Origin of the sequence: Peptostreptococcus porci, from assembly GCF_009695815.1 — a bacterium.
Lineage (GTDB): Bacteria > Bacillota > Clostridia > Peptostreptococcales > Peptostreptococcaceae > Peptostreptococcus > Peptostreptococcus porci.
This window is the reverse complement of the sequence record NZ_VUNE01000002.1, coordinates 285,281-297,569: the sequence shown is the minus strand read 5'-3', so window position 1 is coordinate 297,569 and position 12,289 is coordinate 285,281. Positions and strand designations below refer to the sequence as shown.

The 12,289-nt window shown below is 30.5% G+C and carries 12 protein-coding genes; 11 read left to right on the top strand and 1 reads right to left on the bottom strand.

Annotated features, from left to right (window positions below):
* Positions 1–19: 19 nt before the first annotated feature.
* The 10 genes from FYJ71_RS05430 to FYJ71_RS05385 all read left to right on the top strand — a co-directional run bounded on the left by FYJ71_RS05430 (position 20) and on the right by FYJ71_RS05385 (position 9,871).
* Positions 20–580: an Mpv17/PMP22 family protein gene (locus FYJ71_RS05430; protein WP_154537800.1), complete on the top strand. Its 561-nt coding sequence runs from the start codon at positions 20–22 to the stop codon at positions 578–580.
* Positions 581–694: 114 nt separating this feature from the next.
* A complete protein-coding gene (locus FYJ71_RS05425; protein WP_154537799.1) occupies positions 695–1,546 on the top strand; it encodes an N-acetylmuramoyl-L-alanine amidase in 852 nt (283 codons plus the stop codon).
* Positions 1,547–1,833: 287 nt separating this feature from the next.
* The gene (locus tag FYJ71_RS05420; protein ID WP_154537798.1) at positions 1,834–2,016 is read left to right on the top strand and encodes a DUF1858 domain-containing protein; all 183 of its coding nucleotides are present in this window, start codon (positions 1,834–1,836) and stop codon (positions 2,014–2,016) included.
* A gap of 18 nt (positions 2,017–2,034) precedes the next feature.
* The gene (locus FYJ71_RS05415) at positions 2,035–2,661 is read left to right on the top strand and encodes a hypothetical protein (RefSeq protein ID WP_154537797.1); all 627 of its coding nucleotides are present in this window, start codon (positions 2,035–2,037) and stop codon (positions 2,659–2,661) included.
* Positions 2,662–2,757: 96 nt separating this feature from the next.
* On the top strand, positions 2,758–3,267 hold the full coding sequence (locus FYJ71_RS05410; RefSeq protein ID WP_235899076.1) for a hemerythrin domain-containing protein: 510 nt from the start codon (positions 2,758–2,760) through the stop codon (positions 3,265–3,267).
* A gap of 128 nt (positions 3,268–3,395) precedes the next feature.
* Positions 3,396–3,836 (top strand): LytTR family DNA-binding domain-containing protein, encoded by a 441-nt coding sequence (locus FYJ71_RS10095; RefSeq protein WP_328597745.1) that lies wholly within the window; start codon positions 3,396–3,398, stop codon positions 3,834–3,836.
* Positions 3,837–3,846: 10 nt separating this feature from the next.
* Entirely contained in the window at positions 3,847–4,299 is a 453-nt protein-coding gene (locus tag FYJ71_RS05400; protein WP_154537796.1) for a DUF3021 domain-containing protein, read from the top strand.
* Between the two features lie 185 nt (positions 4,300–4,484).
* Positions 4,485–4,988, top strand: a complete 504-nt coding sequence (locus FYJ71_RS05395) for an N-acetyltransferase (RefSeq protein ID WP_154537795.1) — start codon at positions 4,485–4,487, stop codon at positions 4,986–4,988.
* A 111-nt stretch (positions 4,989–5,099) separates the two neighbouring features.
* Entirely contained in the window at positions 5,100–6,143 is a 1,044-nt protein-coding gene (locus FYJ71_RS05390; RefSeq protein WP_154537794.1) for a cell wall-binding repeat-containing protein, read from the top strand.
* Positions 6,144–6,592: 449 nt separating this feature from the next.
* The gene (locus FYJ71_RS05385) at positions 6,593–9,871 is read left to right on the top strand and encodes a cell wall-binding repeat-containing protein (RefSeq protein WP_154537793.1); all 3,279 of its coding nucleotides are present in this window, start codon (positions 6,593–6,595) and stop codon (positions 9,869–9,871) included.
* A 273-nt stretch (positions 9,872–10,144) separates the two neighbouring features.
* Here the strand turns inward: FYJ71_RS05385 and FYJ71_RS05380 are convergent, their stop codons facing one another.
* Positions 10,145–11,068, bottom strand: a complete 924-nt coding sequence (locus FYJ71_RS05380; RefSeq protein WP_195836904.1) for an alpha/beta fold hydrolase — start codon at positions 11,066–11,068, stop codon at positions 10,145–10,147.
* Between the two features lie 293 nt (positions 11,069–11,361).
* Here FYJ71_RS05380 and FYJ71_RS05375 point away from each other — a divergent pair, with 293 nt between their 5' ends.
* Entirely contained in the window at positions 11,362–12,228 is an 867-nt protein-coding gene (locus FYJ71_RS05375; RefSeq protein WP_154537791.1) for a substrate-binding domain-containing protein, read from the top strand.
* Positions 12,229–12,289: the final 61 nt, after the last annotated feature.

Here is a 12,289-nt window from a genome sequence, read left to right as displayed (position 1 = left end):
ATTTTTAATGGAGGTCTTCATGTCGTTTTTAACAAATCACTATGTACTATCATTTATTAAGTTTGCTATTCTCGCAACTTTGGGTGAGATTATTGCATCTAGTATAAAAAGTAAAAAAGTGACGATTCCACACTCAATTGGATATAGAATGCTTATTTGGGGATTGCTTGGAGTGTGGATAGCATTTATGATGGGAATATTTGCTGAATCTATGACTGCAAAGCTTTCGAAGGCAGGTAGTCCAATATTACATTCAAAGCTTGCATTCGCATTTTTAACATCTGTGTTGATGAATACATCATTTGGTCCGTTGTTTATGGTTTTCCACAAACACACAGATACATATTTGGATATCAGATATGAAAATAGGTTATCAAATATCACTGAAAAGATAACATTAAGAGATGTATGTGGCAGAGTGGATTATTACGCATATGCGAAAAATGTTTTGATTGGAACACTACCTACTTTTTGGGTACCAGCTCATACGATAACATTTTTGCTTCCAGGAGAATATAGAGTGGTATTTGCAGCATTGTTGTCCATATGCTTAGGTATAATATTATCTCTGAAATCATAAATTTTTATATACTTAATTATTATTGAGCTATCACATTTTTCTTTTAATGTGGTAGCTCTTATATAAAATTTTTTTATACTGAATTATTTATTGTGTTGACAGGAGTGTGAGTTGATGATTACAAAATATTTAAGAGGATTTTTCATAGCATTGACAATATGTATTTCAATTATTGGATTATTTGGGTGTAGTAAAAACGAGAGTTCCAAACAATCATCAGAAATTAAGACGACTGATATCAATAAAAATAAAAAAAGCAAAGATAAAAACGAAAATGGCGATATAGTAAAGAATGATGGTGATAAACCATCAGAAAATAGTATCACCAGAGTAAAGCATGTTGTGGTAATAGATGCAGGGCATCAACAATATCCGATTAATGAGCATGAAAGCATTGGTCCTGGTTCATCGGAAACAAAGCCAAAACTATCATCAGGAACTTCAGGTATAACGACTGGTATCAATGAGTATCAATTGACTCTAGATGTTTCATTAAAGCTGAAGGATGAGTTTAATAGCAGAGGATATGAGGTTGTGATGATAAGAGAAAATAATGACTGTCCGCTGAGCAATAAAGAAAGAGCAGAGATTGCCAATAAATATGATGGTGTTTTTCTAAGGATACACGCAAATTCCGATCAAAATAGTTCAACTAGAGGAATGCTTACATTGGCACCTAGAGCAGATAATCAGTTTATGACGAGCGAAAATATTAATGAGAGTCAAAGGCTGTCAAAGAACGTTTTGGATTCTATGGTTTTGGAAACTGGAGCAAAGAATAGAGGCGTTATAGATACAAACAGTATGACGGGTATAAACTGGTGTAAGATTCCTGTAACAATTGTAGAAATGGGATTTATGTCAAATCCAGAAGAGGACCTTTTGATGCAAAATAATGAGTATCAACAAAAAATAGTTAAAGGGATAGCAAATGGTGTCGATAAGTTTTTCGATGAAAGTAATTAGCATACCGTATTGAGAAAGAAATTAAGAAACAAAATAGAAAAACAAATATAGAAAATATAAATAGAGGAAACAAAATATAGAAGTAAATAAAAAAACATAAAAATATTATCGCCGTTGTTTAAACAACGGCTTTTTTGTTTTGGTATGGTTATAATAAATATATAAGTAATAGATTACATACGATGGATTACCTAAGAAATAGAAAAAGTAGTCTGGGTATAGATTAGTGAAATTTATTGTAAAAATTAGAAAATATAAGATAAGTAATGAAATTTGGAGGTATTGAAATGATAACAAAAGACATGATAATAGGAGAAATAATGAAGAATTATCCAGGTGCAGATAAAATATTGATGGGAGTTGGAATGCATTGTTTGGGTTGCCCATCTTCTCAAATGGAAACTCTTCAGGATGCTTGTATAGTGCATGGACTAGATGTGAATTTTGTGCTAGAGCAACTAAATAAATAATTGGGAAGAGGTGTTATTATGAGTGCATTTTTGGGAAATATCCATTATTTACTGTACAACAAAATAAAATTTCAAAGCGATTTCTGCGATTATTTATTGAATGTGATGAAAGAAATGAATATTGATGATAAAATAAAATTAGAAGTAATAAGTAACGTTGAAGCCAATACTGTCAATTTGAAGGATGGAGATTTGCAGGATATAGTTGACTTATCCAACATACATGGTTCACTTCAACAGATGATTATTGAAGTTGAAACAAAGCTAGCATATATTGTTGATCAAATTGATAGAAATGAAATAATGAATATAGAAAATATATCGAAAATAGGATTTGAATTTGGTGTTAAGAACAGATTGGAAGGACAGCATAGTCCTATTGACGTATATTCGATGATTACTGGAAAAATTTTAAATGGAATGCCATGCGATAGAGTTCAGACTTTGTTGGAAAGCGAGGATTCCTATGTGAAGTGGATTGATAGAATAGATATTCATGAGAATTTCTGGAGTGCTTTGGGAAGAAGCTCTGATGATTTTTATCAGATTAGAACGGAGATTATTAAAGGGCTGATTTCTAATATTGATGTGGAGTTTAAAGAGTTAGAGGAAAAAGTGTATATGCTTTTTAAAGTTGAAAATTAATGTTAATTACTGTGAAGTAGGTTTAATAGTTTTGAATAAATTTAATCTAGGATAGTGGAATTGAGGTAGTTATGAACGGAATAGAGTTATTGGTTGATGAACATAAAAATTTCTGCAATTGATGTTGTGAGAAGAAAAAGCATAGAGATAGTGAATGGTGGAGAGGTAGATATAGATTTTTTTGAGCACTTTATAGATTTTGCTAGAAATTATGCAGACAAGTATCACCATGAAAAGGAAGAAAAAATTCTTTTTAAAGTTATGACAGAAAAACTTGGAGTTGTGGCAGATAAATTGATAAGACAAGGAATGTTGGTGGAGCATGACTTGGGTAGACTTTATATATCAAATTTGGAAGACGCTCTTAATAGATACAAGATTGGCTCTGATGATGAGTCAAAAATTGACATTATTTCCAATGCGGTTGGTTATGGAAACCATCTAAGAAGGCATATTGACAAGGAAGATAATGTTGTATATACGTTTGCGAATAGAGAGCTACAACCAAAAGACATTGAATTTGTAAATAGAGAGACAGAATGCTTTGAATTGGAGAATGAAAAGTCAAGAACACATTACTTAGAATGGTTGGAAGAAATAAAATAATACCTACCACCTATATCTATAAAATGACCATATATTGAGAACCTGTATACATAGGTTCTTTTTTTTTATATACTAAGCATAAAGCAAGTAGTAAAGAAATAATCGACGTTGGATAGGAGGTGACCATAGTGGAAATTGAGGTAAAAATTGATAATAAATGCAGCGATACAAAAGTAGTAATTATAACGAATAAAATTACCGATGAAGTAGATTATATAATCAACACCATTTCAAATCATTCTCATAGGAGAATTGTGGGTGTGGAAAATGAGAAAATAACTATTTTGGAACCGACAGAAATAGTACGAATTTATTCTTCATCTGGGAAAGTTTTTGCGTGTTGCACTTCAAAGGAATATACATTGAAATTGAGATTGTATGAATTAGAAAAAATTCTAGACCAAAATAATTTTGTTAGGATTTCAAACTCGGAAATTGTAAATTTGAAAAAGGTAGACAAATTTGATATTAGATTTAATGGTACAATATGTATTATTTTTTTAGACGGAACTATCACATATGCATCGAGAAGATATGTAAAAAAAATAAAAACAATATTGGGAATATGAGGTGAATATAATGAGAAACAGTATAATAAAAAAAATATTCGTGGGATTTTTTATTGGAGTTGGTATTTCTACTATAGTATCGATTTTTATTTCGATTACAATCGGAAAAGGAATCTATTATCCTGTTAATCCACAGTTGATAAGTGAGTTTGGTGGGGAGCTTAGAAGTGTTATAATACAGTGTGTACTTTCCGGTATACTTGGTGCAATATGGAATTGTTTATCAACTGTATTGGAAAATGAAAATATGAGCTTATTAAAGAAAACCTTAATACACTTGTTTACAGGTTATGTGTGTACTTGCTTTGTTGCATATATATTGAATTGGACAGAAAGAAGTATATTGGGTATACTATTATTCTTTGTAGCCTTCATTGTAGTATATGCGTTAGTATGGATTTTTGAGTATTACTTATACAAAAAAAATATTAATAAAATAAATTCAAAATTAAAAAATATGTAGTTAATTAATTTAGATTTTTTAAGTGATACCTGATGATTTTTGTTTTGAAAATATTACGTTGTAAATAATGAACATCAACGCTATTTAATACGAATCTTATTACTAAATATTGAAAATACTATACTTTAATGTTATTATTTTATGTGGGTAGCATATTTATTAATTTTATGAGAAGGAGATAACATATGATTAGAAAAGCCATTAATGATGACATTGAAATAATACTAAAGATATTTGATGTGTCTAGAAATTATATGAAAAATAATGGAAATCCAACTCAATGGCCAGATAGTAATTATCCAAATATCGATATTATAAAAGTTGATATTCTAAATGGAAATTTGTACATTGTCGAAAGAGAGGGCAAGGTGGCTGCGTGTTTTTCTTTTATTCTTGGCGAAGATTTGACCTATACAAATATTTACGGTGGTGAATGGCTTAATAATAACGCATATGGAACAATACATAGACTGGCTAGTCTTGGAATATCAGGTGGTATTTTTGAAGAGGTATTCAAGTATTGTGCTGATATGATGGATGAAATTAGAGTTGATACCCACAAAAATAATGCTAAATTGAGAAAAAAATTGATTGAAAATGGATTTTTAGAATGTGGAGTTATATTTGTGGAGGATGGTACAGAAAGAATTGCATATCATTATTCAAGGTGTAATTCGAGCAATAAATAGCTACCATAAAAAATTATAGAAAAAAATATTGTTAAAAAATATAGTAAAAAATTATCATAACAAAGATTGTCATGAAAGCTGATTTTTATAAAAAATTGTTTTGGAGGTATTATGAAAAAGATAGGTAAATTGATTTTGGCTGCAATTGCATTGGTAATGGTGAACCCATTGAGAGGTAATAGTGAAGAAAAAAATTATTTGATAGCAAATGCGGAGAAAAATAATTCTGCTGTTCAAATATTTAGATATTATGGTAACGATAGATTTGAAACATCAACGATATTATCAAACCTCTTATCTGTTAGAGGATCAGAGCATATTTTTTTAGTAAATGGTGAAAATTTTGCTGATGCATTGTTTTCAGGACCACTTGCGTCAGTATCAAATTCTCCAATACTTCTGACAAAGAAGGGGGAATTGCCAAAGGTTGTAGAGAATAAAATTGCAGAGATGAAGGTAAAAAAGGTCACGATTGTAGGTGGCTTAAGCTCAGTTTCTGTAGATATTGAAAATAAAGTAAAAAAGATGGGAATTGTTGTCGATAGGATATCAGGTTCTGATAGATTTGAAACTGCAAAAAAGCTATCGGATGCCAGAGCCAGCGTACTAGGTTCGAAATCAAGTGAAAAAATTGCTTATGCGAGTGGTACAAATTTTGCTGATGCACTATCTGCGACTCCATTTATTTACTATGATGATGTCGCAAATATTTTGCCACAAAATAATAAACCTATTGTTGAGTACATTCCATATAAAAATGAGAGCAATAAGGGGAATACATTGTATATTTTTGGTGGAATAAACTCGGTCCCACAAAACGTAAATTCAGAGTATGTAACAACACGCTTTTCTGGCGCTGATAGGTACGCAACATCTGTTGAAATTGCAAAGGAGTGTGAAAAGAAACTAAACAGCAAAATCAATACGGTATTTATAGCATCAGGCGAAGATTTTCCTGACGCATTGTCTGTGGGACCAATTGTAGCAAGACATGGATCGGTTGTTCTGCTGACTGAAAAAAATACACTGAATTCCGAAGTTGCCAGATTTATCAGCGAAAGACAAATTGATAGAATAAATATAATCGGTGGTGAGTCAACAATATCAAAAAATGTAGTAAATGAAATATTGGAGCTTCATAAAATTCAGAAATGATAATTGAATAAATAATAAGGTAAGATAATATAACCACAAATAATGTAACGATAAATATATAAATGAACAAAAAATAATAGTTACGCAAACAGTATGACAGAACAGGCATTAAATAATGTTATTATAATGAAAAAATGTAATATATCGTAGTAATGTTATGCAATAGTGGAATTTTGAAAAAATTGAAACTATTAAAATCAATTAAAACTATATGAAATAATTTAACCTCGTGAAACGCTATTTATTAGCTGATTTGCGAGGTTTTATTTATTTTATTATCGTTATGTATGAACGTGAACAAAAAATAATAAAAATAAAAATATTAATGATTGACATTATCAATTGACTATGATATTCTAAGAAAGAAGCGATAAATTATCATATGAAAATCGCATTTTAATGAAAAATATTTTACAAAATTAATTTCTAAATAAACGGGGGGAGAATTCATGAAAAAGTTAGACAAAATGATTTTGCTATCATTGTCACTTACATTATTGCTACAATCAAATGCTTTGGCAGAAGAGAAGAAGATTGAAAGAATCTATGGTAAAGATAGATACGAAACTTCAATCAAAGTAGCAGATGCATTATCAAGTTCATTTGAAAAGGTTATCATGGCAAGTGGTGAAATGTTTCCAGATGCACTAGCCGGATCAGTTTTAACTAGTGGGAAATATCCAATAGTACTAGCATCAAAGGATAAGTTAGAACCATCAGTAAGAGCAAAAATATCAAAGGCAAAGGAAGTATATATATTAGGTGGAAGTGAGACTATATCTTCTGCAGTCGAGAATGATATTAAATCATTGGGTGCCAAAGTGTCAAGATTATCTGGTATGGATAGATACGAAACGTCTGTAAAAATAGCTCAGGTAACTGGAAGTAAGGATCTAATATTGGTGAATGGCGATTTATTCCCTGATTCACTTACAGCATCAGGTATTGCACTTCTTAACAATAGATCAATATTGTTGGTGAAATCTAATGAAATACCTCAGAGCGTGAAAGACTATATTAAGAAAATAAACCCAAACTCTATAACTATTATTGGTGGAAACAAGTCAGTTGATGATAGTTTGGAAAAAGACTCAAAGCTATTTACTAGTAACGTAAAGAGAATATCAGGTAGAGATAGATATGAGACTTCATTGGAGGTAGCTAAACACTTTACGAATTTGAAAAACTTGGTAGTTGCGTCAGGCGATAATTTTACTGATGCATTATCTGCGTCATCAATTGCCGGAAAACTCAAAGCTCCAATGTTATTGGTTGATGGTAAGAAGGGTACAGCAACTATTGACTATATAGAAAAGAATAAGAAAAATATTGATAATATAAAGGTTATAGGTGGTCCTAACACAGTGTCAGATAGTACTTTTAAGAGTATTTCAAATGTTGTTGAAACAAAAGATTCGAAAAAAGAAGAAGACAAAAAGGTGCTGGGAACTGTCATTAAACCGAATAAAGAAAAGCCAAATCCAGAAAAACCAAATCCAGAAAAACCTCAGTTGGCTGATAAACCAGCGGATGGTGTTTGGTATGGTACTGCATTTGAAGGGTACGGAACAAGTCAAAATGGCGCTACAATTGTCAAAGTAAAGATATCTGATGGTAAAATTGAATCTGTTGAACCTATCAAGCATGGCGGTGAAGGTGAAGAGTATATAAAAAAATCAAAGAATATATTGAGTATGTTAAAGGGAACAATTGAAACTGATTTGGTTAAAATAGCAGAAGAACTTTCACATGGAGATTTACAAAATAAGGGTAAATATGCTGATGTAGTAACTACTGCAACAAAGACAGCAAAAGGATATGTAAAAGCCTCAGAAAAAGCGATTGAAAGAGCGAAAAAATATAAAGATGACAAGAAAGATCAGAAAGTAGCTTACATTAAGATTGCTGGAAACAATGAATTTGATCCAAGTAAAGATAGAGTTAGAGTTATTAATAATACAAAGCTAGAAAATAACAAGGCTGCTGATTTTAATTTTGTTTTATATGATATTGGAATGTCAGATGGTAGAGTCATTCAAAATGTTAAATTTTCCGATCTTGAAAAATATGGTATAACTTCAAATTATAAGCAAGGTCAAATTCTGAACATTGATAACAATAAGTACTTCATTGATCTTGAAGTGAAAGATGAATCAGGATATGCGATGGAAAAAATAAACTTGAATGTTGCAAAAGGTCCTGAAAAGAAAAAAGTTAGACCTGATTATATATTGGTTACCTTTAAAGATAAAAGTAACAAAAAAATAAATATAACAAGTGAAATTCAATATGATGAGTCTTTTGATAAGGAAATAGAAAAAGTAGAGTTATATAAAAATGATAATGTTATAAGTACAGGCGAGTATAATGACAGAACAAATTATTATAAGCTTGAAAAATTTAATAATAATTATAAACTTGGAGAAGATGAAACATGGGAGTCTTCAATCTATAGATTAATAGCAAGAAAAATTGAAAAGCCAGTCGATGCAAGTGCACCTCATAAAGTTTTAATAAAATCAAAAGATGGTAGTATTGTGAAAGAGGTACATATAAATGCAAGCGATTGGGAAAAAAATAATAAGAATCTTGTGATGAGTAATTTGGAGTTACCTAGTGACTATGAAAAGAAACTTGGAGAGCTAAATTTAGAGGTATTTAATGGTAAAAATGAAAAAATAGAAGCTACTGTTAAAATATCAGATGATTCTATAAAAATTGATTTTAAAGATTCAGATAATACGTATATTAAATTTGATAATTTCAAATTTATTAAAATAACAGATTATATTCCTGCAAAAATAGTTGTGAAACCAAATGATGGAAGTGAGGTTTTAGCAGAACTTAAAATTGGTGAAGAAGAATGGGCTGATGGTAAGACTGTAGTAAGACGATTAGATACACCTATTTCTGAAAAATATAAAATGTGGTCAAAGGATTCATTTGATATAGATGTTTTAAATAAATCTGGACAAAAGCTTGAGCATGAGATAACTAGATCAGGGTCGGTATTTACTGTAAATGTGTATGATAAGAAATTATATACTGGAAGAGCGATAAATATAACTTGGAAGTTTGTTCAAGCCCAGATGGATGATTTTCTACCAGCAAAAGTATTTATAAAAGAAAAAGGCGGAAGTGAAATCTTAGCTGAACTAGAGTTTAATGAAAATGAATGGTCTGATGGTAAGACTGTTGTAAGAAGACTAGGTGTACCTATTTCTGAAAAATATAAAACATGGAAAGAAGATTCATTTGATGTTGAAGTCTTAAATAAATCTGGTCAAAAGATTGAACATGAGATAACTAGATCAGGATCAGTGTTCACCGTAAATGTATATGATAAAAAATTGTATACTGGAAGAGCGATAAATATAACTTGGGCATATCCAGAAGCAGTCGAAAAAGATTATCTTGGTCAGGCTGAAGCGGTAAAACCTGAAAATGCAGATTGGATGGGACAATCAAATTATTCGGTTAAACTTAAAGTAAAAGTCAAAGATAATAAAATTTTAAGTGTAGAGGATAATGGAAGTGACTATTCTGATTTTAATAAAGGATATTTTCTAATGGCATCCAAGAACTTTGAAAAATACAAAGATAAAAACATTGATAGAGTAAAAAATAGTAATATTGGCGAAGATGGTATTGATGTTGTGACAAACGCGACAGTGACTAGTAATGCAATTCATAATGCTGTTAAAGATGCATTGAATAAGGCGAAGTAGTTACTATATTTAACTGCGTTAAATCTAATCTTTACATAATGTTTTGTAAAAAATAGTTTTTAACATTTTAGATGTAAAAACTTATAAAAAAATCTAAATTATCTTAAGAACCTGCATTCTTGCAGGTTCTTAAGTAATTTAGGGATAATTATATTTTAAATATGGTTCTTTGTCAAAAAACGTCGACGAATTAAATATAAAAAATTTATCGTCAATTTGCAAAGTGATTTTAGTTCGAAAAATAAATTATAATATTCTACCGATTTTCAATAATTAACCAATACAATTTTCAATAAATAACTTTATATCGGAGTATACTCTAGCCCTATCTTTTTCATTCAAGACCTCATGTCTCATGCCATCATACAAAATCAAGCTTGTTTTTTTATTTCCATTGCGTATATATTTTTCTCTTGCACTTTCTACAAACTTGCCGTATCCACCAACTGGATCATCTTTTCCTGAAATAAACAATATAGGAGTATCAGCCAGAGTTTTTTTATGCAAATTCTTCTTTTCAAGTTTTGAAATTTTTTGCATTCCTTTCATAAATTCATTATAAAAACCATTTGTCATGTACATTCCACAGAAAGAGTCCTCAATATACTTCTTCACTTCATTGGAATCTGTACTCAGCCAGTCGAAAGTAGTTTTAGGGTCAGATATCTTGTCGTTGTTGCTCTTAAATGCGGATTTGTGTACAAATTTTGCAATCTTTTTCTTTTCGCCAAATGTGGTAATTAATCTGGTAATATTGTATAGGACAGGATTATCTGCGTTTCCAGCTCCCATGATTATTATGCCAGACAATTTGGCATCATATTCGTTTATAAAATTTCTAGTGATAAAAGATCCCATACTATGACCCAATATGAAAAAAGGGATATTTTTTCCATATTTTTTGTGATACTCGTCTTTTTTTATATTCAAAAGATATTCAATATCCTTAAGTATATTATTCCAGTCATCATTGGCAAAATGTCCAAGTGAGTTCATTTCACTTCCAGTTTGACCATGTGCTCTTAAATCCATTCCCAATACATCTATTTCTCCTTTATTCAAAAAATTGGCAAAATCGGAATATCTTGAAATATGCTCAGCCATTCCATGAACGATTAAAATAACAGCTTTTGGTGTTGATGCACAACTCCATTCCTTGTAATATATTTTTGCATTATCTCTATTAAAATACTTCATAAGCACCTCCCGTAGTGTAAATTCTGTAGCACATAATATAATCATAACGCAATGAAGATTTTATGGTGAATAAATATAATCATAACGTAATGAAGATTTTGTAACAAATAAATATCATCATAATAAATTATATATCTTTTTTATAGCTTATTACAGTAAATTTTACATACATTTTACAAAAAGGTAATTATTTCCTTACAATTAACTATTAATATAGAATCATAGATAAACGTGGTACATAAAAGTATTTGTACCAAAGTGGAAAGTAATTATTAATATTTTGGGAGGACGTTATGAAAATTAGGAAAATGCTGATTGGTATATCTGTAATGGGCTTGGTTTTAACAGGATGTGGAAAGAGTGACAGCTCTAGTTCAGGAAAATCAGATAATAGTATTCACGTAGTATCGAGAGAAAATGGATCTGGCACAAGAGATGCTTTTGTAGAAATTACGGGAGTTCTTGAAAAAGACAGCAGCGGTAATAAAGTGGACTATACAACAAAAGATGCTATAATACAAAATTCAACTGAATCTGTTATGTCAACAGTACAAAATGATAAAAACGCTATTGGTTACATCTCATTGGGTAGCTTGAGTGATGTAGTAAAGGCAGTTAAGGTTGATGGTGTAGAGCCTTCGAAGGATAATATTAAGAACAAGTCATATAAGTTGCAAAGACCATTTCTGATCGCTTATCAGAACGGTAAGCTGAGCGCAGGTGCAAAAGATTTCTTAAAGTTCTTAGCTTCTCAAGAGGCATCTACTGAAATTGAAAAAGATGGATATATTTCAATAGATAAGGGGACTGAATTTGAAACTAGCAAACCAAAAGGTAAGCTATCAATATCAGGCTCGACAAGTGTGACTCCATTAATGGAAAAATTAGTTGAAAAATATGGTTCTTTAAATCCTGATTTGGAAATAGAAATACAATCTAATGGATCAAGTGCTGGAATATCTGATGCTTTGGCAGGTGTAGCTGATTTGGCAATGAGTTCAAGAGATTTGAAGCCTGAAGAAAAATTGGAAACATACACTTTGGCTTTGGATGGTATAGCAATAATAGCAAACAATGAAAGTAAGGTAGAAAGCATTTCTCTTGACAATATCAAATCAGTATATACTGGAAAGATAGTTGAATGGAGTGAAGTAGAATAAAAAATAATCAGACATGATTTTATATGAATAATAAATTTGATGATAAATTTCGTGATAAATT